The 22,076-nt window shown below is 43.3% G+C and carries 23 protein-coding genes; 13 read left to right on the forward strand and 10 right to left on the reverse strand.

The features are described from left to right. The first annotated feature begins 26 nt into the window (after positions 1-26). A complete protein-coding gene (locus FTD44_RS04565; RefSeq protein WP_129022165.1) occupies positions 27-521 on the forward strand; it encodes a Dps family protein in 495 nt (164 codons plus the stop codon). Between the two features lie 127 nt (positions 522-648). Next, entirely contained in the window at positions 649-2,142 is a 1,494-nt protein-coding gene (locus FTD44_RS04570) for a DUF2079 domain-containing protein (protein WP_222165356.1), read from the forward strand. A gap of 59 nt (positions 2,143-2,201) precedes the next feature. Here the strand turns inward: FTD44_RS04570 and FTD44_RS04575 are convergent, their stop codons facing one another. The 8 genes from FTD44_RS04575 to FTD44_RS04610 form a co-directional block, all read right to left on the reverse strand. Beyond that, complete coding sequence (locus tag FTD44_RS04575; protein ID WP_222165357.1) at positions 2,202-2,504, reverse strand: hypothetical protein; 303 nt, start codon at positions 2,502-2,504, stop codon at positions 2,202-2,204. A gap of 70 nt (positions 2,505-2,574) precedes the next feature. Further along, on the reverse strand, positions 2,575-3,282 hold the full coding sequence (locus tag FTD44_RS04580; protein ID WP_129022162.1) for a response regulator transcription factor: 708 nt from the start codon (positions 3,280-3,282) through the stop codon (positions 2,575-2,577). Between the two features lie 66 nt (positions 3,283-3,348). Then, positions 3,349-4,506 (reverse strand): lipoprotein N-acyltransferase Lnb domain-containing protein, encoded by a 1,158-nt coding sequence (locus tag FTD44_RS04585; RefSeq protein ID WP_222165358.1) that lies wholly within the window; start codon positions 4,504-4,506, stop codon positions 3,349-3,351. 337 nt (positions 4,507-4,843) lie between these two features. Further along, positions 4,844-5,143, reverse strand: a complete 300-nt coding sequence (hpf, locus tag FTD44_RS04590; RefSeq protein ID WP_129022160.1) for a ribosome hibernation-promoting factor, HPF/YfiA family — start codon at positions 5,141-5,143, stop codon at positions 4,844-4,846. Between the two features lie 58 nt (positions 5,144-5,201). After that, entirely contained in the window at positions 5,202-6,149 is a 948-nt protein-coding gene (locus tag FTD44_RS04595) for a tyrosine-type recombinase/integrase (protein WP_222165359.1), read from the reverse strand. A 102-nt stretch (positions 6,150-6,251) separates the two neighbouring features. Continuing rightward, positions 6,252-6,449, reverse strand: a complete 198-nt coding sequence (gene rpsU / locus FTD44_RS04600) for a 30S ribosomal protein S21 (RefSeq protein WP_129022159.1) — start codon at positions 6,447-6,449, stop codon at positions 6,252-6,254. A 142-nt stretch (positions 6,450-6,591) separates the two neighbouring features. Next, the gene (gene queA / locus FTD44_RS04605) at positions 6,592-7,641 is read right to left on the reverse strand and encodes a tRNA preQ1(34) S-adenosylmethionine ribosyltransferase-isomerase QueA (RefSeq protein ID WP_129022158.1); all 1,050 of its coding nucleotides are present in this window, start codon (positions 7,639-7,641) and stop codon (positions 6,592-6,594) included. 122 nt (positions 7,642-7,763) lie between these two features. After that, positions 7,764-8,723 (reverse strand): lysylphosphatidylglycerol synthase domain-containing protein, encoded by a 960-nt coding sequence (locus tag FTD44_RS04610; protein ID WP_222165360.1) that lies wholly within the window; start codon positions 8,721-8,723, stop codon positions 7,764-7,766. Between the two features lie 55 nt (positions 8,724-8,778). Between FTD44_RS04610 and ruvC the strand changes: the two genes are divergently transcribed. The 7 genes from ruvC to FTD44_RS04645 all read left to right on the forward strand — a co-directional run bounded on the left by ruvC (position 8,779) and on the right by FTD44_RS04645 (position 15,527). Beyond that, positions 8,779-9,351 carry a crossover junction endodeoxyribonuclease RuvC gene (ruvC, locus tag FTD44_RS04615; protein ID WP_246625327.1) on the forward strand — a complete coding sequence of 191 codons (573 nt, stop codon included), beginning with the start codon at positions 8,779-8,781 and terminating at the stop codon, positions 9,349-9,351. After that, positions 9,348-10,628: a sensor histidine kinase gene (locus FTD44_RS04620; RefSeq protein WP_222165361.1), complete on the forward strand. Its 1,281-nt coding sequence runs from the start codon at positions 9,348-9,350 to the stop codon at positions 10,626-10,628. The genes ruvC and FTD44_RS04620 overlap by 4 nt, the downstream gene beginning before the upstream one ends. Beyond that, positions 10,625-11,839 (forward strand): glycosyltransferase family 4 protein, encoded by a 1,215-nt coding sequence (locus tag FTD44_RS04625; RefSeq protein ID WP_222165362.1) that lies wholly within the window; start codon positions 10,625-10,627, stop codon positions 11,837-11,839. The genes FTD44_RS04620 and FTD44_RS04625 overlap by 4 nt, the downstream gene beginning before the upstream one ends. Before the next feature lie 84 nt (positions 11,840-11,923). Continuing rightward, the gene (locus FTD44_RS04630) at positions 11,924-12,604 is read left to right on the forward strand and encodes a metal-dependent hydrolase (protein ID WP_222165363.1); all 681 of its coding nucleotides are present in this window, start codon (positions 11,924-11,926) and stop codon (positions 12,602-12,604) included. A gap of 48 nt (positions 12,605-12,652) precedes the next feature. Beyond that, positions 12,653-13,456 (forward strand): ParA family protein, encoded by an 804-nt coding sequence (locus FTD44_RS04635; protein WP_129022153.1) that lies wholly within the window; start codon positions 12,653-12,655, stop codon positions 13,454-13,456. Position 13,457: 1 nt separating this feature from the next. Then, positions 13,458-14,378 carry a ParB/RepB/Spo0J family partition protein gene (locus tag FTD44_RS04640; protein WP_129022152.1) on the forward strand — a complete coding sequence of 307 codons (921 nt, stop codon included), beginning with the start codon at positions 13,458-13,460 and terminating at the stop codon, positions 14,376-14,378. Between the two features lie 105 nt (positions 14,379-14,483). Continuing rightward, complete coding sequence (locus FTD44_RS04645; RefSeq protein WP_222165364.1) at positions 14,484-15,527, forward strand: beta propeller repeat protein; 1,044 nt, start codon at positions 14,484-14,486, stop codon at positions 15,525-15,527. Between the two features lie 142 nt (positions 15,528-15,669). Here FTD44_RS04645 and icd read toward each other — a convergent pair whose 3' ends face one another. Together icd and FTD44_RS04655 are read right to left on the reverse strand one after the other, a co-directional pair. Then, the gene (icd, locus tag FTD44_RS04650) at positions 15,670-16,980 is read right to left on the reverse strand and encodes an NADP-dependent isocitrate dehydrogenase (protein ID WP_246625328.1); all 1,311 of its coding nucleotides are present in this window, start codon (positions 16,978-16,980) and stop codon (positions 15,670-15,672) included. 173 nt (positions 16,981-17,153) lie between these two features. Continuing rightward, positions 17,154-18,128, reverse strand: a complete 975-nt coding sequence (locus FTD44_RS04655) for a hypothetical protein (protein WP_222165365.1) — start codon at positions 18,126-18,128, stop codon at positions 17,154-17,156. A gap of 148 nt (positions 18,129-18,276) precedes the next feature. Between FTD44_RS04655 and proS the strand changes: the two genes are divergently transcribed. The 4 genes from proS (at position 18,277) to FTD44_RS04675 (ending at position 22,061) form a co-directional block, all read left to right on the forward strand. Next, positions 18,277-19,755, forward strand: coding sequence for a proline--tRNA ligase (gene proS, locus FTD44_RS04660; protein WP_222165366.1), 1,479 nt, complete (start codon positions 18,277-18,279; stop codon positions 19,753-19,755). A gap of 127 nt (positions 19,756-19,882) precedes the next feature. After that, the gene (locus FTD44_RS04665; protein WP_222165367.1) at positions 19,883-20,875 is read left to right on the forward strand and encodes a hypothetical protein; all 993 of its coding nucleotides are present in this window, start codon (positions 19,883-19,885) and stop codon (positions 20,873-20,875) included. Positions 20,876-21,064: 189 nt separating this feature from the next. After that, positions 21,065-21,349 (forward strand): GNAT family N-acetyltransferase, encoded by a 285-nt coding sequence (locus tag FTD44_RS04670; protein ID WP_222165368.1) that lies wholly within the window; start codon positions 21,065-21,067, stop codon positions 21,347-21,349. A 4-nt stretch (positions 21,350-21,353) separates the two neighbouring features. Then, positions 21,354-22,061, forward strand: coding sequence for an SDR family oxidoreductase (locus FTD44_RS04675; RefSeq protein WP_222165369.1), 708 nt, complete (start codon positions 21,354-21,356; stop codon positions 22,059-22,061). Positions 22,062-22,076: the final 15 nt, after the last annotated feature.

A 22,076-nucleotide genomic window follows, 5' to 3' on the forward strand; every position in this document is an offset into this window, starting at 1 on the left:
ATTACTCACCTTTAAATTTATATGTTATGAAAAGCACAAGCAAAGCCATCAGGAATGCCATTGGACTGGACAGTAAGCACGCAGAGCAATTAGCCTCTGACCTGAATATCTTGCTGGCCAATTATTCTATTTTTTATCAGAATGTAAGAGGATTTCACTGGAATGTAAAAGGAGAAAAATTTTTCGAACTGCATATTAAGTTTGAGGAACTGTATAATGATCTGATCCTGAAAATCGATGAAATTGCAGAAAGAATCCTTACCCTGGGTTATGCCCCTGAGCATAATTACAGCAAATACATGAAGGTATCTGAGATCAAAGAAACCAGTGATGTTACAGATGGCATGAAATGTGTCTCTTTTATCCTGGACTCTTTCAAAACAACAATATCTCTGCAAAGAGACCTGTTAGATGCTTCTGCAGAAGCTAATGATGAAGGTACCAATGCCCTGATGAGCGACTATATCCGTGCGCAGGAAAAACTGGTATGGATGTATACTGCCTACCTGAACAGACCATAGATAAGTTTTTCTATACAATAATAAGGGGCTGTATCTGTGATACAGCCCCTTATTATTGTATAGAACCCAATGCTTTAGGATATATATAAACGGAAGCCTATTTTTGCCCTAAATTATTTGCTTATCCATGCCGCTAACTACCCCTGATGCACTGAAGCAGCGTAAACAGCTTTTACTGGTCATGCTTGTGTTCTTTATTATATACGGGCTTATATCATTTGTCAACCATTATAATTTCAGAACAGCGGCACTAGACCTGGGCATGTTCAATCAGGCCTTGTATGCATACAGTCATGGACATAGCGCACTCTATACTTTAGATCCGGGCGGAGAGACCTTTCCTTTTTTGTCTACTCACTTCTCTCCCATTACCCTGTTATATATTCCGGTATATTGCCTGGCAGGTTCCTATTCCTTCCTGCTGATACAGATCATCAGTGTATTATCCGGGGCGTATGGCATCTATAAGGTGGCACTGCACTTATCGGGCAGCCGCCATAAAGTATCCATGCTCATACTGCTGCAGTTTCTTATCACATGGGGTATTTTCTCTGCTCTAGCTTTCGATTTTCATAATAATGTAGTGGGTGCCATGTTTGTGCCCTGGATTATCTATTATTTTCTGCAAGGCAAAACGGTACGCTTGCTGCTGGTGAGTATACTCTTCCTGATGACCCAGGAAACAATGGCCTTATGGTATCCTTTTATTATAACCGGCCTGCTCCTGAATTTCCGATCTTCCTGGACCAGGAGACAACTAATACGTATATATATTCCCATGAACCTGGGCAGCATTATATATGCGCTATTTATCATTCTGTATGTGATGCCTTCATTACAAGGCCATGAACATAATCTGCAATTTTCTCGCTATACGCATTTAGGCAGTACTGCTGCTGAGATTGTGCGTAATCTGCTTACTCATCCTGTACAGAGCATAAAACTATTATTTACCAATCCTCTGGGCGATCCACTCTACGACAACATCAAAACGGAGTTCTACCTTGCGCTGCTGTTATCCGGAGGGGTATTTATCCTGCTCCGTCCTGCTTTCCTGATTATGCTGATCCCTGTTATTGCACAGAAGATGCTGTCCAATAATTTTGCATTCTGGGGCACCAACTTACAGTATTCAATAGAATATATCCCGGTGCTTTGTGCGGCAACCATAAGCTTCTTCAGTAGTAAAAAAGACCGTAAACCTACCATCCTCTACCTTTCTCTTATATTGACGGCCGGTACAACGGTAAGACTGCTGGACAGCAGGATCTCCAAATGGTATTTTCCGGAACTGGTACGTATATACCAGCCGGCACATTATCGTCCTTATGTCAATAACCAAGAGGTATACCAAGCACTATCACTGATTCCGGCAGATGTACCTGCCTCCAGCTCTACCAGCTTAGCCCCGCATATTGCAAACCGGTTGAAACTGTATCATTTCCCGGTGGTGAATGATGCTGCTTACATGGCCCTACTCAAGCATGAGCATGATGCCTGGCCCATGAAAGATGCCTCTGCATACCTGGAGCTGATTGAGACCTGTAAGAAAGATCCCGGCTGGATAATCGTCCGGGAGACAAAGGATATTGTGATTCTTAAAAGATCCACCTCCCAATAGCATATAAATAGCAAAGCGGCCCCCGTTCAGGAGCCGCTTTGCTATTTATATGCATTTAATTATTTATTCCTTTTCACTCTGGAAATCGTTACCAGTTCATATACTTTAGGACCGTAATCGCAGGTAGTTTTTGTACCTGTAAAGTTATATTTGATTTTCACCTGGAGTCCGTTGTGATGATAAGCAGATGGTAGATCTATCGGCTTCAATAAAGCACTGTCATTCAGTCTCAGCAAGTATCCGCAACCGGTAGAGGTGATATCGCCTGTGTCTACTACTACAGCTTCTACCATATCTTTATCCGGATTACAAGAAGCCAGTGCTAAACCTGAAATACCAAATGCTACAAGAATTCTTTTCATGTTACGATTACGTTTGAATGCCTAAAAGTAATACAATTCAAACCGAATACCAATACTTATTCTAAAAAAATTACTCTGTAAATTTATATCCTACACCACGCACAGAATGGAAGTGTTTAGGGTTACGGCTATCTTTCTCAAAGTATTTCCGGAAATTGAGGATGAAGTTGTCAATAGTACGGGTAGTCGGGTACACATTATAGCCCCATACTGCCTGAAGAATATGCTCACGGCTCACTACTTCATTTTTGTGCTCGATAAGTAATTTCAGCAGTGCTACTTCTTTCTTGCTCAGCTCAATGTTCTTGCCGTCTTTATCTTTACCAACCTGGGCCGTAAAATCAATTTTACATTTCCCGAAACTATAGGTATCTGGTATGTAGCTGCGCTCTTTCAGTTTTTTATTTTTACTGATCAGCTTTTCTACCCGGATCAATAGCTCTTCCAGGTCAAAAGGTTTGGTCATGTAATCGTCCCCACCTTTCTTCAGTCCTTCGATACGGTCATTACTGGTATTACGTGCAGATAAAAATAAGATGGGTACATCATTATTCTGAATCCTGATATTTTCACATACGGTAATCCCGTCCATTTCCGGCAGCATTATATCCAGTATAATCAGGTCAAAATATTCTTGCTTTACCGCTTTTATAGCAGCTGTTCCCGATACGGCTGTAGTCACTTCGTACTCTTCCAGTTCCAGGTTCAGTTTTAATGCTTCTCTTAAGCTCTCTTCATCTTCTACAATCAGTAATGATGCCTTCTTTTCTGCTTTCATACTATATATTATAATTTTACAAAAGTACAATTCGAAATGTAAGGGAATTGTAAAATATATATCGCATTAAGCTGTACGCAAAGCCAGCGCTCTTTTGTATATAAACATGTAGCTATACAACAGGCTGATCAGGAATGGCAGTATTTCGATAAGCGGCATTACCTGCAGGCCAATTGCATGAACCAATAAAGCGATCAGTAACAAACCTACTACCAGTAAACCATAAGGTACATGCCACTTGCGCGGACGAAATACGGTAAATGCTGCAATAAGATTAAGCGGGAAAGCCCACAGAAGGTTGTAGTTATTGCCACAGGAGTTATGATCTGTTCCAAACCACATAAACAGCAGGAAGCAACCCAATAGTCCGGATATGAGTAACAGGCCAAATGTCCAGACAGCTTTCAGTACCCGTAAAGGCTTTACAAAAAATATAAGGAGCGTTACCAGCAGTACGCCCATCATCACCCATAAAGGCTGGTTGGGACCAACCTTCAGTTTATCTGCCCCCTTATTCAAGGTTCTGATATCGGAGACAATAACCCGCTGATGGTAAGTAGATCTTTTCATGCCGGCAAACAGCATATCCGGCAGGAACATAGCCTCCTCATCTGTCATCTCTTTATCGATACGGCTGGCCAGCAATATATTGATACCCAGGCGAGACCAGTGCGCTGTTTTAAGATAGTCATTCAGTATGGCACGAAAGGTTACTTTTTTTGCATTCAGCACAGGGCCAAAGTGGAAGCTGGTATCAAGGTTGCGGGGAAAAATGTCCCGTATACGGGTTGCACAATTGTCGTACAGAAAATCGTACTTATAGGAGCGTTTTTCCGGTTTCAGATTCTCTGTCAGGTAATGCAGTATCCTGTATTTATCCTCCATCGGAAGGTCCAGCAATTCCTCCATCACATTCCGGTTCTCTTCCTGGTAGATACTCATAAAACTATTGAAGTCTTCTTTTCCTACAAAGTATAAAAGCTTACCACGGGTAAACTTGGTATAGAAATCAGGATCACTGAAATTGAACAGGCCATAATTATATACTTCATCTGTATTACGTACACTATCAATTACCCGTACACCCGAATGCCCGAACATACTGTAGAGTTCTGTACCCGTACCGGCGGTCAGCAGGCTGATCCGGATATGACTGGTATCCTGTTGCTGGCCCCAGCAACATACCGAACACAATGCAAGTAAAAATGTAGCTATAATACGCATATGATCTGTTTGAAATCTGTTTGCTGCAAACCTATAATAAAATAGTCAAAACACCGCTCATTTATATGATACCGAAACAGCATACTGTAAATCAATGACTTTCCATATTAACTATTTTTTATCATTATTGATATAACAAAACAAACCCAATTCGAGTTTATACTAATATCAATAGTTCTTGATGACTATCTCGATAGTTTGTTAAGAGTATTGTTTTTTTGTTTTTAGGTGAAATGCAACGCCCGTCTGTTTATACAGATGGGCGTTTGCTTTTATACAGAAACAAAAAGGGCTGCGTTGATGCAGCCCCTGGAATATAATATATTTTATATGGAAGTTAAGCCGTTAACTTCTCCTTGTGTTTTTTTATCTGGCTTACCACAGAATCGAATGCAGATTCAAAAGACTCTTCGAATATCTTCGACTCATGTTTGGCGAACAATGAGGTTTTAGGAATATTGACTTTAATATGTACCACCTTATCGTTAATCTTTTCATTTACATGTTCGAGGATTAGCGTGACCTCTACATCAACGATACGATCGTGAAACGTTTTAAACTTTTCCACTTTCTTCTCAATGTGATCAATGAGTTTTGTGTCTGCGTCGAAATGGACAGTTTGAATTTGAACGTTCATAAGTAAAAAATTTAATTAGGTTAAAATAATTCAATTTAAAGAGCACCCAAACGGGCTCTTAGTCGTCTTTACTTGCTTTGGGATGTGCCTTTTGATAGATTTTCTTTAAATGTTCAATATTACTATGGGTATAGACTTGGGTGGCAGCCAAACTACTATGCCCTAAAAGTTCTTTTATTGCGCTGATTCCGGCACCGTTATTCATCAGCTGGGTAGCAAATGTGTGCCTCATCACGTGCGGACTACGTTTCGAAAGTGTAGTGATGTCACTACCGATATACTCTTTTACCCTCCGGTAAACATAATTATCGTATAGTGGCTTTCCTGAGTCTAAAGTTAATAAAAATTTGTTTTCAACAGAAGCTCTTTCTTTTTTTTCCTGCATATATTTTCGGATCAGATCTGCCAGCTGAGCACCTATAGGAATAGCACGCTCTTTACTTCTTTTCCCCATCACCACAATCTGTTTCCGATACAGATCTATATCCGCTTCCTGCAGGCCAATCAGCTCTGCACGGCGTATACCCGTCTGGTACAGCAACTCCATAATCAGCTGGTCCGTACGGCCCTTAAAGCTATCTTCAAACTCCGTTTCGGCAAACAATTTTTCACTTTGCTCCTGTTCCAGGAAAACCGGAATGCGCTTAGGTGCTTTTGGCGCCTTGATTTGCACCAGGGGATCCACGGCAACATGCTGCCGTTTCAGTAAAAACTTATACCAGGATTTAAGAGCAGAAATCTTACGCTGCATAGAGCGTTCCTTATGCGCATCTTTTTCCCTTAGCGACACCAGCCAGGAACGAACATGTATGGGTTTTACATCAGCAATATCGCCGATCTCATATACCTCCGTTAAATAAGTAGAAAATTGATCCAGATCACCCTTATACGCAATAAGCGTACGGTCAGAGACGCGTTTTTCAAAGCGCAGATATCGTTCAAATTGATCAATGAGTTGGGATACCATATCAGCCATCAGGGTTAGTTCTGCGATATAAAAATACACATTAAGCCATAATGTTTTCAGGCTTTGACTAATTTATAACAAAAAAACGGGCTAACTGAATCAGTTAGCCCGTTTAAGTGCCTTTTTCGAGAAAAGGGAAAATTATAATTCCACTTTTCCAGCAAGAATTTGCTGACGATATGCGGCTTTCAGTACTTCCTCTCTCTTTTGGATAGATGGTTTAGTGAAAGACTGGCGTCTGCGCAGTTGGTTCAACGTACGAGACTTCTCAAATTTCTTCTTATACTTTTTGAGCGCTTTGTCAATATTCTCGCAATCCTTAGAATCGATAATTAGCATGCTTTAATACCTCCTTTTGGTGAAAAATAGACGGCAAATATAGAACATTTTTAGGACAACAACACATTAAAACCATATTTTATATAAAAAAGTCCTCAATAAGACTATTGAGGACTTCTATAATAATGGTATAATGTCTTTACTACAGGATCAGCATTGCATCTCCGTAGCTGAAGAAATTGTATTTTTCTTTGATTGCAGTATGATATGCTTCCATTGCCAGGTCATAACCACCAAATGCACAGGCCATAATCAGCAAGCTGGTTTTAGGCAGGTGAAAGTTTGTGATCAGTGAATTTGCAATAGAGAATTCATGCGGCGGATGAATGAACAGGTTTGTCCAGCCTTCTTCCGGCTTCAGAAAACCCTGTGCGGTAACGGAGCTTTCCAAGGCGCGCATAGTAGTAGTACCTACAGCACAGATGCGTTTTTTCTGCTCCAGTGCTTTGTTTACGATACTACAGGCATACTCATCTACACGGAAATATTCTGCATCCATTTTATGTTTGCTCAGGTCTTCAACCTCAATTGGTCTGAAAGTACCTAAGCCTGTATGCAGTGTAATTTCTGCAAATTTCACCCCTTCAATCTCCAGGCGTTTGATCAGCTCACGGCTGAAGTGCAGACCAGCAGTCGGCGCTGCTACAGCACCTTCATACTTGGCATATACCGTCTGGTAGCGCTCTTTATCTTCTTCCTCTGGCTTGCGCTTAAACAGCTTAGGCAGCGGGGTTTCGCCCATACTGTCCAGAACTTGTTTAAAGGCAGCATCATCACCGTCAAAAAGGAAACGGATCGTACGGCCACGGGAAGTAGTGTTATCAATTACTTCTGCTACCAATTCATCATTATCTCCGAAATACAGTTTATTACCTACGCGGATTTTACGGGCCGGGTCAACGATTACATCCCATAAGCGGTTTGCTTTGTGCAACTCTCTCAGCAGGAATACTTCAATCTTAGCGCCGGTCTTTTCTTTTTTTCCGTACAGACGTGCAGGGAACACTTTAGTGTTGTTCACCACCATCACATCTTTGTCCTCGAAATAATTTAAAACGTCTTTGAAAACTTTGTGTTCGATCTTGCCGGTATCGCGGTGAATCACCATCAGGCGGCTTTGATCTCTCTCTTTAGCAGGGTTTTGCGCGATCAGCTCGATCGGCATGTCAAATTTAAACTGTGATAGCTTCATATCTTACAGGATATGTGTGTGTTTTGAGGGTTATTTTAAAAATAAGTCTGCAAAGGTACTCCATTTTAGCAGTAAAGCCAAATATATACTAAAACACCTATATCACAAAAACTTATACCATTTTATTTTCGCCGGATGGCCAGTATAGCCAGGCTGCCAAATACTGCAGGCAACACCATATTGATTACCCATAAAAGATAAGAACCACCCAGTATAGCCAGACTTGCTGTGGTCAGCCCTGTCTGTACAAACAGGAATATACCGGTATAGCCGCGCACGCCCAGCTCCAGCATGGCAATAGAGGGTACAACAGCCAAGGTCCAGAACATAAGCCCCGACATCATAAAACCAGGCACCCAGGGCACTCCGGCACCCAGGATATTTACAAGTAATAAAAACTGAAGATTATATATGAGGAATCGCCCCAGCGCTAAACTAAGAATATACAAGAGGTCTTTTTTCTGGTAAGACTTCAATACACGAAGGGCCACATTCACCTTTCGGAGTGTACGGTTACGGGTAGACCAGGAAGAGAGCCTGCCAACCTTAAGGTACAGCACCAGGATCAGCACGGCAATAAATACGGCTGCAATCAGCGCGATTAAACTGGCCTTGTTCCCAAAGTGAATATTATAATAGATCAGCCCTATGATGCCAAAGCTCGCCGTAATACACATCTGCGCAATACTGCCTATCATACTGGCCAGGGCAGCCTTTAATTTATAGCGGTCAGGAACATGCATAATGCGGCCGGCAAAGTCTCCTACCCTATTGGGCGTAACCAGCGAAAAGGCCATTCCGGTAAGCATGGACAGGTAAGCCCTGTAAAAAGGAAGTGGATTGATGCGGGATAAAAGCTTACGCCATTTTAACGCCTCCAGGGTCCAGTTGAGGGGGGCCAGCAGCAGTACCAGCAGGAACCATTTTAGCGTGCGCCCATTCAATTGTCCGCGCAGGGCGGCCCACTGTTTTGCGAGGTCTCCTCTCAGGGTCAGTTGCCTATATATAAGAAACAATAATAAAACAAGCAGCGCCGGTGTGAAAATATAACGGAGCCATATTTTTTTGGTAGTTTTGTTCATAAATTGGCAATGGCTAAGGCTTCTTCAGCCATCTAAATCGTTTAAATCCACAAGTTTGGTCATTATAGGAATAGATCCCGGGACACTCGTAATGGGTTATGGTGTAATATCGGTTGACAAAAATACAATTTCTCTGCTGGAAATGGGCGTATTGCACCTTTCCAAACATAAAGATCATGGTGACCGGCTTAACTATATTTTTGAGCGGGTAAGCGCCCTTGTGCAAAGACACCAACCGATTGCCGTAGCACTGGAGGCTCCGTTTTACGGAAAGAATGTACAAAGTATGCTGAAACTGGGCAGGGCCCAGGGAGTAGCGATTGCAGCAGCCATGGCACATGGTAGCCGCACGGTAGAATATGCACCCAAAAAAATAAAGCAATCAGTAACCGGCAACGGTAATGCCTCTAAAGAGCAGGTCTGGAAAATGCTGCAGCATATCCTGAAATTTGAGGCTAACCCGGATTATCTTGATGCAACGGATGCTGTAGCGGTAGCACTATGCCATCATTACCAGTCCCGCGGAGGAGAGACTGTTGCCCGTATTACCGCTAAAAAGAAAGTAGTTAAAGGCTGGGCAGATTTCATTGCCAGTAACCCGGACCGAATAAAGGAAGTGAAAAAATGAAAAATTTAAGATTAATATTTATCCTGGCATCCCTCTGTACCGTGGGGATCGTGATTACCCAGGTATATTGGGTACGCAGGGCATATGTATTTGAGAACAAAAAATTTGACCTCAATGTAAATATTGCACTGAGGGATGTAGCGGTGAAAGTATGGGAGTACAAACAATCCCAGGCTGCGATGTACAATGTCGTGACCCGCGTATCCTCAGATTATTATTTTGTAAAGATCAATGAACATATAGAGCAGGAGATCCTGGAGCATTTCCTGAAAGAGTCCTTTACGACCAATGATCTCTATACAGATTTTGTATATGGCCTGCATGATTGTATGAATAATGATATGGAGTACAAGCGCTTCATTAACCTGAGCAATCGTACTGCCCGTCCAACAGACTTCGTGGACATTCCCAAAACAAAAATCGAGAACTACTACTTTGTGGTATACTTCCCTACCCGCAAAGACTATCTCGCGTCTCAGCTTACCTTCTGGATGATCTCCTCTGTCTTCCTGGTAGGCGTATTGCTGTTTATGGCTTATATCGTATATGTGATCCTGAACCAGAAGCGTCTGAGCCAAATGCAGAAGGACTTTGTGAAGAACATGACACATGAGTTTAAAACGCCGCTGGCCAGCATACAACTCGCCTCATCTGTATTGAAAAAACCTACTATTATTCAGAATCCGGGGCGTCTGCTCAATTATGCAACCATTATCGAGTCTGAAGCCAAAAGGCTTGAAATGCAGGTAGAGCGCGTATTGCAAATGTCTCTTGGGCAGAAAAGGGAGCTGGAACTAAACAAAAAGATGACCGATATACGTCCTATCATTACAGACGTGATTTCGATGTATCATACCAAACTGGAAAGCCGGCAGGGCATGGTACTCGCCGATCTGGGCGAGCAGCCTGTGATGCTGAACATTGATATAGAACATATGAGCATTGCACTGAGTAACCTTATCGACAATGCCATCAAATACACCCCTGAAGAAGTGAGTCCGAAAATATCTGTCATTCTTAAAGACCAGCCCAAACAGGTAAGTCTTACCATCTCTGATAATGGTATCGGCATTGACAGAAGTAATGTCCGGCACATATTTGAGCGTTTCTACCGCGTATCTACAGGTAATGTACATAACGTAAAAGGATTCGGCATCGGGCTTAATTATGTAAAAGCCATAATGGATTTGCATGAAGGCAAAATCATTTGTGAGAGTGAGCCCAACCATGGCTCATCTTTTACCATCATCCTTCCAAAACCGGAGGCTGAAAAATGAGCATCTTAGTACTGACAAACCGCATTCCCTACCCTCTGAATGACGGGGGTAATCTCGCGGTTAATAATATGCTGGAAGGCTTACTGCTGCAAGGTGCAGAAGTAAGTCTGTTATCGATGAATACAACCCGCCACCGGGTTGCGGAACAGCAATTCCCTGCATTGTTCAACCAATTAAAACAGGTTATTACTGTCAACGTAGATAATCGTATTAAGCCGGTCGCAGCACTGACACATCTGCTCAGGGGTAAATCGTATAACATAGCCCGGTTTATCAATGCTGCATTTGCAGCTGCACTGACCAGGATACTGCAGGAGCAAACCTTTGATGTGGTACTGCTGGAAGGCTTATTTGTTACGCCCTATGTACCCCTGATCCGCAAACACAGCAAGGCCACAATTTGCTATCGCCAGCATAATGTAGAGTTTGAAATATGGGAGCGTCTGGCCCGGACAACCGGAAATCCGGCAAAAAGATGGTACTTGCATCAGCTGGCCACAGCCTTAAAAAAATATGAATTAAAACATAAAAACGATTACGATCTCATCGCTGCTATTTCTCCTGTTGATGCGGCACATTATCACCAGGCAGGCTGTACCATTCCTATTGTAACGGTGCCATTTGCCTTACCTGCTGCCCAGATCAATAAAGATGAGGTAAACAATATCGCCCTGAGCCTTTATCATATCGGGGCAATGGACTGGCAACCGAACCAGGAAGGCATATTATGGTTCCTGGAACAGGTATGGCCTATTGTATTGCAGCAAGTACCCCAGGCACATTTACACCTTGCCGGCCGCAATATGCCGGAATCCTTTACCACCGGCCACTGGCCTGGTGTTACTGTGGCGGGCGAAGTGGCTGATGCCAGGGCATTTGAACAAGATAAAAATATCCTGATCGTACCCATCCATTCCGGAGGGGGCATAAGGGTAAAAATACTGCAATCAATGGCCCGCGGCAAGGCTGTGATCACGACTGCTGTAGGACTGCAGGGTATTGAAGCGGCCACCGATGGCAAAGAAGTCCTCGTAGCGGACACTGCTCCGGCATTTGCGACACATTGCATTAGCCTTTTAAATAATATAAATATGGTAACTGAAATGGGCGAACAGGCATTTCAGCTCATCCGCAGGCACTACGAACTGGAGCAGGTAAGTGCTTATTTTGTGCACACCCTGCGTCAGCACAAGCTTTCAGATACCCGCTGACAGAAACACAAAACAATTCATTCAAAATTGACATTAAGATGTTATTTTTGTAGGTTACGGACCATAAAAACCTCCGTAAGACCAATGAACTTTACTTTTTTCGGACACGCGTGCTTTTCTGTGAACTTTGGCGATACGACTATCCTGTTTGATCCTTTTATCACTCCTAACTCCCTGGCTAAAGAGGTGGATATGGCTGCGATAAAAGCAGATTACATTTTTGTATCACACGGTCATGGAGATCACGTTGCAGACCTGATCGCGCTGGCAAAGCAAACGCAGGCCACTGTGGTATCCAACTTCGAGATCATCGACTGGGTAACCAAGCAAGGCTACGAAAAAGTACATCCGATGAATTTCGGTACCAAAACATTTGATTTCGGTAAAGTTCATTTTGTACCCGCAGCACACAGCAGTGCCCTTCCCGATGGCAGCTATGGAGGTAATCCGGGCGGCTTCCTGATCAAAACCCAGGAAGGTAGCTTTTACTATACCGGAGATACCAGCCTTACTGCAGAATTTACCATGATTCCAAAATACGGCAGCCCTGATTTTGCGATTATGCCTATCGGAGGTAATTTCACTATGGATGTGGATGATGCTGTGATCGCCGCAGAAATGATCGGTTGTAAACAGATCGTGGGCGTACACTATGATACCTTCGGGTATATCGTGATTGACAAGGATGCTGCACAAGCTGCATTCCAGGCATCCGGAGCAACATTACTCCTGCCAAAAATCGGAGAAACCATTACGGTCAAATAAGCCGGAAGACACAATAGAACAAGACTATTTAAAGAAATTGTACAACGTATGACTAAAGTATTAGCTATTGCCAATCAGAAAGGGGGAGTCGGCAAAACCACTACTGCCATTAATCTTGCGGCCAGCCTTGCGGTTTTGGAATACAAAACATTGCTTATTGACGCAGATCCACAGGCCAATAGCACTTCCGGCAACGGATTTGACCTGAGAAATATACAAGTCAGTTTATACGACTGTCTGGTGAATGAAATGCCGATCAGGCAGATCATGCTGGAAACAGAAACACCAAACCTGTATGTACTGCCTTCTCACCTGGACCTGGTGGGCGCCGAGATCGAACTGATTAATCACCCTAACAGGGAGCACATCCTGAAGCAGGCCATTGCGGAACTGCATCAGGAGTTTGACTTTATCATCATCGACTGTTCCCCATCTTTAGGTCTGATTACCGTGAACGCACTTACTGCTGCTGATGCCGTAATCATTCCGGTACAGTGCGAGTTTTTCGCCCTGGAGGGTTTAGGCAAACTCCTGAACACCATCAAGATCGTACAGACAAGATTAAACCCTGCTCTGCAGATCGAAGGTATCTTAATGACGATGTATGATGGCCGTTTGCGCCTGAGCAACCAGGTTGTAGAAGAGATTAAAAATCACTTCGAAGAACTGGTATTCAAAACAATTATTCACCGTAATACCAAACTGGGAGAAGCGCCTAGCTTTGGTAAGCCGGTATTGATGTATGACACCGAAAGTACCGGTGCGATCAATTACCTGAACCTGGCCAAAGAGATTCTGCAAAAGAATAACCTGACCAAGATTAAAAATTCTGAAAGTAATATAAATGCATAATATGCCCCCAAGCAACAACAATAAGAAGCAGGCCTTAGGCAAAGGCATCAGGGCGCTGCTGAATAATATTGATGAAGAACTGAAGTCCAGCGATGCAGGATTGACAGATAATAGTGCAGTAAAGAGAACTCCCGTGAATATCGGCCGCATCCCGGTCGATCAGATCAAGGTCAATCCCAAGCAACCAAGATACGACTTCGATGAAGTTGCTTTGCGAGAGCTCTCAGAAAGTATAAAACTGCACGATATCATACAACCGGTAACGGTGGTAAAACTGGCCAACGGCGACTATCAGCTCATCTCCGGAGAACGCAGATGGAGAGCCTCCAAAATGGCCGGCCTTAAAGACATCCCTGCATATATCCGCGAAGCGAATGATCAGGAACTGCTGGAAATGGCGCTGCTGGAAAACCTGCAAAGGGAAAACCTGAATGCCATTGAGATAGCCCTGAGCTATAAGCGACTGATGGAAGAATGCACCCTGACACAGGAACAGGTAGCAGAACGCATGAAGAAAGAACGTAGTACGGTAGCCAACTACCTGCGTTTGCTGAAGCTGCCTCCGGATATCCAGAAAGCAGTTCGGGACGGTTCGCTCAGTATGGGACATGCCCGCTCTATTATTGCATTGGAAAATGTAGATGAGCAGCTGTATGTCTATCGCGAAGCCATGACGAAAGGTCTTTCTGTACGTCAGGTAGAAGCTATGGTAAAAGCGATGCAGCAGGAACGCAAACCTGCGGCTGCACCTAAGGACGGAAACAAATTACCTCCGGCCTATAAGCGCATCGAAGACAACATGGCCAGTCACTTTTCCGCCAAGGTACAGCTGGATCGTAAAAAGACCGGCAAGGGAAGCATCACTATTGAATTTTACAGTGATGAAGAACTGGAAAAGATCATGGAACTGATGGGAATTTAATTCCCCATAATAATTTCAAGGGAGGCCTGCAGAAAGTATATATTTTTTCCTTATCTTGCTTGCTATTCCCATATTTTTTTAGCATCTTGAGCAAAATTTAAACGTATGCCCATTAGATTCATGAAATCCAAAATTATTGCCGGACTGTTAGCATTCTCTGCACTGCAAGGCTGCCAGAAGGTAAGTAATATTGGAAAAGATAATGATACGGTTATCCTTACCCCTCATACAGTTATTGCATCTACAGATGAAGGCTGGCTGGTAAAGACCAATGACGGACGTACCTTCAACAGCATGTTTCCACCGGATGGCTATGCCGCCTCAATGGTTTCTGCTGCAGGTTCGAATGTGATTATGCTGAAATCCAGAATTTTCTATAGCGATAACAACGGAAAGAATTTTAATCCATCTACTTACTTAGACTTTAATCCGAAACCATGGCGCTACTGGGTGTTTGACTGCCCGGCACATAAACGCACTTATATGGCTTCTAAAATCGGTAATGGCGTAGCTTATTCCGAGGATGGAGGTATTACCTGGAAAGAAGATAAGAAATGGCAGGCCAATACTTCTCCGAATGTAATGATCACCAGTTTTGCACAATTGCTGAACAATGCTGTATTTGCCTTCAATGACGATTACAACGTACTGTACCGCAGAGATAATGTTGATGACAACTGGAATGCTGTAGTAGTGGAAGGTGTATTTCCTTCAGCATCTGCTTACTTCCTGACCTCTAACAATACGGACCTGTTCATTGTAGATTATAATGGCTTTGGTGGTGCCTGGTACAGCCTTAACGAAGGAGTAAACTGGACTAAATTTGGCGTGGGTTCACTGCCTACATCCGGCACTGAAAAATTTGTAGGTGCAGCTTCCGGTGCTTCTGGCACACTGGCTGTAGCGACAGAAAATGATGTATACTTCGCCAATACCTCTTCCTCTTTTGTAAAAGCCAATACAGGTTTAGACATCGGTACGAAGATTTCCGGTATTACCGCAAAATACAATGTGTATAAAGACGGGAACAGAGTTAACTTCCTGTATATTGCGACCTCTAAAGGTGTTTACAGAAGTGATGACAACGGATTCTCTTGGGATAAAGTTAGTTTCAACGAATATAATACAGCTTATACCGCTATATATTAATATTACCCATAACGACGTACAAAGCGCTTACAGTGACCCTGTAAGCGCTTTGTATTTTCTGCATATACGGAGAATCCTATAAAGTAAAAGCGCGTCATATTTTATGACGCGCTTTTACTTTATTTAAAGATATTATATCAGCTTAAAGGCTGCTTGATTTTTTCAGTTGACCATCTCCGGTTACAACACCCATATTATTGATGATCTCATTACCAAACTCATCTGTTTTCAGTAATGTAGCACCAGTCATCAGGTTGTAGAAGTCAATAGTAACCTGCTTGCGCATAATCGTCGCCTGCAGTGCAGAAGTGATCATATCTGCAGCTTCTTTCCAGCCCATATATTCCAGCATCATGCAACCACTCAGGATTACAGAAGATGGGTTCATAGAGTTGGTACCTGCAAATTTAGGCGCTGTGCCATGTGTTGCTTCAAACACGGCATAACCGGTTTTGTAGTTAATATTCGCACCAGGAGCGATACCGATACCACCTACAGCAGCAGCCAGGGCATCAGAGATATAGTCACCGTTCAGGTTCAGTGTAGCTACTACAGAGTAGTCACGCGGAGCCAGCAGGATTTGTTGCAGGAAGTTATCTGCGATTACATCTTTTACCAGCAGTTTACCTTCAGCCAGTGCTTTACGCTGGATTTCATTGGCAGCTTCTTCACCCTGATCTTTCTTCAGTTGATCCCACTCATCCCAGGTAAAGGTTCTGTCACCGTACTCCTGACGGGCAACTTCGTAACCCCAGGTTTTGAATCCACCTTCAGTGAATTTCATGATATTACCTTTATGTACCAGTGTTACAGATGGCAGGTTATGTTCCAGTGCATAATCAATTGCAGCACGTACCAGGCGTTTTGTTCCGTCTTCAGAAACCGGTTTAACACCGTAAGAAGAAGAACCCGGGAAGCGAACCTTGTTTACACCCATTTCTTCCAGCAGGAATTTCTCAAATTTTGCAGCTTCAGGAGTACCCGCTTTCCATTCGATACCAGCGTAGATATCCTCTGTGTTTTCACGGAAGATAGTCATATCTACATGCTCAGGATGCACTACAGGAGAAGGTACGCCTTTGAACCATTGCACCGGGCGCAGACAAACATATAAATCTAATGTCTGACGCATAGCAACATTCAGAGAGCGGATACCGCCACCAATTGGTGTAGTCAGAGGGCCTTTAATAGATACGATATATTCTTTAGCGGTTTCTAACGTTTCTTCCGGCAGCCAGTTACCTGTCTGGTTAAACGCTTTTTCTCCGGCCAGCATTTCTTTCCACTCGATCTTTCTCTTTCCATCATAAGCTTTCTCAACTGCAGCATCAAATACCTTCTGCGCTACGCTCCAAATTTCCGGCCCGATGCCGTCTCCTTCAATAAAAGGAATAATTGGATTGTCCGGTACCTGTAGTTTCCCATTGGAACCCATTGAAATTTTCTCTGCCATAATTGAAATTGATTTATGTGTTTAAAAAGATACGCGAATTTACAGAAACATGCTGAATTTTTAGTCATTCTGCTCATTTTTCCTATATATTATAGAGGGCCGGTCCTCATTGCGGACCGGCCCTCTATAATTATTATAATCGATTCACGAGGTGAGTCAAATATATTAGTGAATTAGCGTCTGTAACCACCGCCTCCACCGCCGCGACTACCGCCGCCGCTGTTGAAGCCACCGCCACCGCGGGAACCACCACCACCGTTATCAAAACTACGGCTAGGTGCAGGTGTATAATTGCGTGAAGGTTCTGGTCTGCTATTGCCTCTGTCATATTGTTGCGGAGGGTTCACATCATTACCTCTGTTATATCGTGGAGCCGGAGCGTTATTGTCACGCATACGTTGTACCCCACCATTAGTACCCGGATTTCTCATGTATCCGCTATTATTTGATGGATTAACCCGTCCCGGATTTCCGTTATTATTACCAACATTGCCTGTTCCCGGAGCACCTCTTCTTACATATCCACCGCTATTTCCCGGATTTGGATTGCCTGCACCAGGTGCTGGGCGTACGCCGAAGCTTGAGCTGCGTGCAGATCCGAAACCGGTTCTGGTACCAGTGTTGACACTGCGACCATAGCGTCCGCCATCTCCGTTCCAACCGTTATTCCAGCCACCACCGTAATAAGGATAACCCCATCCGGCACCATAGACACTACCCCAATACGGGTAACCCCAGCCATAGCCTCCGCCATAACCCCAGTAACTGTTCAAGCCCCAGCCGGAACCCCAATACGGGTTATAGCCCAGACCCCAGCTAAAAGAGAATCCCGGACGATACCAGAATGGATCTGAGTAATACGGGTTTGCCCAGTAAGGACTATACATAGGGCTCCAGTAATTGTAGCCCATATACATGCTATTGAAACGACGGAAGCGTGTAGTGTACGAATCATCATCATAATCGATGTACCCGTCGTTCTCATCATATTCGCTGTAACGTTCACGACTGCCGTTGCCGTCGTTATATGACTCCTCCTGGGTAGCAGGACGATTGCTTGATGGTGCATACGCGTCATCATCATATTGAGCCATCAGTGCTCCACTGCTCAACATGATTGCTAATCCGGTTATTAAAAACTTTTTCATGGCTATAAAAAATTTATTGGTGAAGCGCGCAAAAGCCTCTTCAAAAATATCCAACTTACCTAGTTAGATGCCATTCAAAAATACTACATTTGCGCTAATTATTTTTATATATTATATAGACTTTAACTAATTTAAAAGGTTTAAAACAATGAGTAAAGAAATTACGGCGCGGGCAGAAGATTATTCGAAGTGGTATAATGATCTTATCATTAAAGGAGAATTAGCCGATTATTCTGCTGTCAGAGGCTGTATGGTCATCAAACCTTACGGCTTTGCCCTCTGGGAAAACATGAGAGATGTACTGGACAAAAGGTTCAAGGAAACCGGCCATGTGAATGCATACTTCCCATTGTTCGTCCCGAAAAGCCTTTTCGAAGCAGAAGAGAAAAATGCTGAAGGCTTTGCAAAGGAATGTGCCGTGGTAACCCACTACCGTTTAAAAACCGACCCCGATAATAAAGGTAAACTGATTGTAGACCCGGAAGCAAAACTGGAAGAAGAACTGGTTGTAAGACCGACTTCTGAAGCGATCATCTGGAATACTTATAAAAACTGGATTCAATCTTACCGTGATCTGCCTATCCTGATCAACCAATGGGCAAATGTTGTACGCTGGGAAATGCGCACACGCCTGTTCCTCCGTACTGCAGAATTCTTATGGCAGGAAGGGCACACTGCCCATGCCACCAAAGAAGAGGCACTGGAAGAAACAGTGAAAATGCTGAATGTTTATGCTGAATTCGTTGAGCATTACATGGCATTACCGGTAATCAAGGGTGTAAAATCGGCCAACGAACGCTTTGCCGGTGCAGAAGACACTTACTGTATTGAGGCAATGATGCAGGATGGCAAGGCATTACAGGCTGGTACATCTCACTTTCTGGGACAGAACTTTGCTAAAGCCTTTGATGTAAAATTCAGTGATAAGAGCAACAATCTGGATTATGTATGGGCAACCAGCTGGGGCGTTTCTACCCGACTGATCGGAGCACTGGTTATGGCGCATAGTGATGATGAAGGACTGATCCTGCCTCCGCGTATTGCACCGCTACAAGTAGTCATCGTACCGATTTATAAAGGTGATGATCAGAAGGCAATGATCGATGAAAAAGTGGATGAGCTGATGAAACAACTGAAAGCGAAAGGCATCCGTGTGAAGTATGATGATAACGATCAGACAAGACCAGGATGGAAATTTGCGGAGTATGAGAAGAAAGGTGTTCCGGTACGCATCACTATGGGTGCCCGTGACCTGGAAAACAATATCGTTGAGGTAGCCCGACGTGATGAGCGAACAAAAGAAAATTACAACCTTGACGGCCTGGCAGATAAGCTGGAAACATTACTGGAAGATATTCAACAGAACATGTTCCTCCGTGCGCAGAACTTCCGTGACAGCAATATCCGCAGAGTAGATACCTGGGAAGAGTTCCTGAGTACGCTGGATAACCAATCCGGATTTATTTCAGCACACTGGGACGGTACACCGGAGACTGAAGAACAGATCAAAGAACTGTCCAAAGCGACTATCCGTTGTATTCCACTGGACAATCCGCAGGAAGAAGGTAAATGTATTCTTACGGGTAAACCAAGTACACAAAGAGTCTTATTTGCAAGAGCCTATTAATAGCTTCAACAATATATTCAAATCCTGCAAGCGTGCTTGCAGGATTTTTCATGTATACAATTTCTTAAATACCTGTTGGAATTACAGGAAAGATATTGAATCTTTGAACCTCAAATTTCAGATCACAATGAATAATATAAAAATGATTGCGGTGGCCTTAGCTACTTGTGTACTGGGTTCTATATATACTCCGGCCAATGCCCAGATCCAGATCGGGAGCAGTATGTCCAGTGCCGGGCCAGGAAAGATCAGCAAGGAGGAGATGGCGAAATTCAAGCAGAGCACTACTTATTTCATTTTACAGGAACGGGATTATCAGCAACTGGATGCTTTCCAGGAAGCGATTGCCAAGGTATGGACGGTTACACCTTTCAAAATTATCAGGCAGGATGAAATGCGCAGCCTGGATAAACGAAAATCAAGTTTCTTCTTTTTCGGTGGTTTTGTAACTATACGCAGAGGCCAGAGTACAACTACTTATCATACTCACCTGTCCTACGATCTTTATATGCTGGAGGCCAATAAAAAGGGCAATCTGGAACAGCAATTGTTTGGAAAGTTTATGCTGCACCTGGATAGTGAATCGTACCGACAAACAATGCGCTTTGCCACAAGCAACAAGACTTTCGGACAAAAGATTACGCCTTATCTGTACAACGAGGCCGAGATGCAAAACTGGAATCCGTTAATGATCAGCGGCTACCTGAAAGTAATCAACGATGGCCTGCAACAGGAGACATTACGTTCTGCATTCGAAGAGCATATCGATAAAAATGAATTAAAGAAATTACAAACAGAAACGTTATACATTCCGGACTATGTGAATACAAAATTCAATATGTTCACTATGGATGAAAAGGATACAGAAGAAGATACGGACGACCTGAAATCGGCTTATCCCTTCCCGGCAAAGTATGTAAGCAGTGCAGAGCTTAGTAAGCTTGCTGCACAGCATCCGGAGGGAATCTGGTATCTGTCTTACATCAAAAGCAGTACCGATAAGTACGTGGGTATTTTCAACAGCAAGACGGGAGAGATGATCATGAATTTTTATGTTCCGGTCTCCTACAACTTCAAAATGAAAGATCTGAAACGGGTTGCCACTAAGGTAAAATCATAAAATAAGCCGGCCCTGAGGTCGGCTTATTTTATGATATCACATTTGAATGAGCCACCTGTTTTTACTTTATTTTTCTTATCTTGCTATAGATAACAAAAACCATCACATGTCTTGTAGTATTGCAGCCTGGCAATGATTACAGGATTATAGCTGATGAAACATTCACCGATAAAACAAAGACTGAAATTTATGGAAGTAAAACACATCCAGAGAAATGATAAGGGTGCTTTTAAAGTATTTGACGGGGAGGCGGTAGCAGGAGTACTGGAATATGAAATTACCACAAGTGAGGTATTGACAGCCTTACATACAGAGGTTAATCCCGCATACGAGGGCAAGGGCTTAGGCGCTATGCTGTTCCATGCTTTGATTGATTTCGTCAAGGAAAAAGAATTGAAAATACGTCCTTTATGTCCGTTCGTAAAGGCCCGATTAAACAAAGACACGTCCTTACATTATCTTATTGCTTCCTGATATTATGAATCATAAAACGGCAGTGATTACCGGTGCTACACAAGGCATTGGTAAAGCAATTGCACAGAAATTTTTAGCAGAGGGTTACGATATCGGCATTTGTGCCCGTAACCAGCAAGCACTAACCGCATTACAATCTAGCTGGCATGAGCGATACCCTGAACGGCGTATTGTTATTTATGCGGCTGATTTCTCCCGCCAGGAAGAGGTCAAATCTTTTGCTGCTTTTATGTTGCAGGAATTGATGCATGTAGATGTCCTGGTCAATAATGCCGGCATTTTTCTTCCGGGAACGGTGATTGATGAACAAGAAGAGCAACTGTCATATATGATGGAGGTAAATGTAATGAGTGCCTACCACCTGAGCAGAGCTGTTGTCCCTTCAATGAAGGTGAAAGGTGCAGGTCATATCATCAATATCTGTTCTGTCGCCGGACTTCATTCCTATGCCGGAGGCTCCAGTTACAGTATTAGCAAGTACGCGATGCTCGGTCTTTCCGACAATCTGCGTGAAGCCTGTAAACCTTATGGTATTGGCGTTACAGCCATTTGTCCAGGGCCAACCTTAAGTCCCAGCTGGGATGGCAGTGGTGTGGATGAAGACAAACTTATGGATGCTGAAGATATTGCTGCCCTGACCTGGCAATGCACTCAATTAAGTCCGAAAGCTTGTGTGGAAAGAATTGTGGTGAATCCTGTAAGAGATATGTAAGGTGAATAATAAATC

The sequence above is a fragment of the Edaphocola aurantiacus genome (genome assembly GCF_019797745.1).
In the GTDB taxonomy this organism is placed as follows: Bacteria; Bacteroidota; Bacteroidia; order Chitinophagales; family Chitinophagaceae; genus Edaphocola; species Edaphocola aurantiacus.

Coding starts and splice junctions, on each gene's coding strand:
- FTD44_RS04565 (WP_129022165.1), top strand. CDS start 27: ATGAAAAGCACAAGCAAAGCCATCAGGAATGCCATTGGACTGGACAGT.
- FTD44_RS04570 (WP_222165356.1), top strand. CDS start 649: ATGCCGCTAACTACCCCTGATGCACTGAAGCAGCGTAAACAGCTTTTA.
- FTD44_RS04575 (WP_222165357.1), bottom strand. CDS start 2,504: ATGAAAAGAATTCTTGTAGCATTTGGTATTTCAGGTTTAGCACTGGCT.
- FTD44_RS04580 (WP_129022162.1), bottom strand. CDS start 3,282: ATGAAAGCAGAAAAGAAGGCATCATTACTGATTGTAGAAGATGAAGAG.
- FTD44_RS04585 (WP_222165358.1), bottom strand. CDS start 4,506: ATGCGTATTATAGCTACATTTTTACTTGCATTGTGTTCGGTATGTTGC.
- hpf (WP_129022160.1), bottom strand. CDS start 5,143: ATGAACGTTCAAATTCAAACTGTCCATTTCGACGCAGACACAAAACTC.
- rpsU (WP_129022159.1), bottom strand. CDS start 6,449: ATGCTAATTATCGATTCTAAGGATTGCGAGAATATTGACAAAGCGCTC.
- queA (WP_129022158.1), bottom strand. CDS start 7,641: ATGAAGCTATCACAGTTTAAATTTGACATGCCGATCGAGCTGATCGCG.
- FTD44_RS04610 (WP_222165360.1), bottom strand. CDS start 8,723: ATGAACAAAACTACCAAAAAAATATGGCTCCGTTATATTTTCACACCG.
- FTD44_RS04620 (WP_222165361.1), top strand. CDS start 9,348: ATGAAAAATTTAAGATTAATATTTATCCTGGCATCCCTCTGTACCGTG.
- FTD44_RS04625 (WP_222165362.1), top strand. CDS start 10,625: ATGAGCATCTTAGTACTGACAAACCGCATTCCCTACCCTCTGAATGAC.
- FTD44_RS04630 (WP_222165363.1), top strand. CDS start 11,924: ATGAACTTTACTTTTTTCGGACACGCGTGCTTTTCTGTGAACTTTGGC.
- FTD44_RS04635 (WP_129022153.1), top strand. CDS start 12,653: ATGACTAAAGTATTAGCTATTGCCAATCAGAAAGGGGGAGTCGGCAAA.
- FTD44_RS04640 (WP_129022152.1), top strand. CDS start 13,458: ATGCCCCCAAGCAACAACAATAAGAAGCAGGCCTTAGGCAAAGGCATC.
- FTD44_RS04645 (WP_222165364.1), top strand. CDS start 14,484: ATGCCCATTAGATTCATGAAATCCAAAATTATTGCCGGACTGTTAGCA.
- icd (WP_246625328.1), bottom strand. CDS start 16,980: ATGGCAGAGAAAATTTCAATGGGTTCCAATGGGAAACTACAGGTACCG.
- FTD44_RS04655 (WP_222165365.1), bottom strand. CDS start 18,128: ATGAAAAAGTTTTTAATAACCGGATTAGCAATCATGTTGAGCAGTGGA.
- proS (WP_222165366.1), top strand. CDS start 18,277: ATGAGTAAAGAAATTACGGCGCGGGCAGAAGATTATTCGAAGTGGTAT.
- FTD44_RS04665 (WP_222165367.1), top strand. CDS start 19,883: ATGAATAATATAAAAATGATTGCGGTGGCCTTAGCTACTTGTGTACTG.
- FTD44_RS04670 (WP_222165368.1), top strand. CDS start 21,065: ATGGAAGTAAAACACATCCAGAGAAATGATAAGGGTGCTTTTAAAGTA.
- FTD44_RS04675 (WP_222165369.1), top strand. CDS start 21,354: ATGAATCATAAAACGGCAGTGATTACCGGTGCTACACAAGGCATTGGT.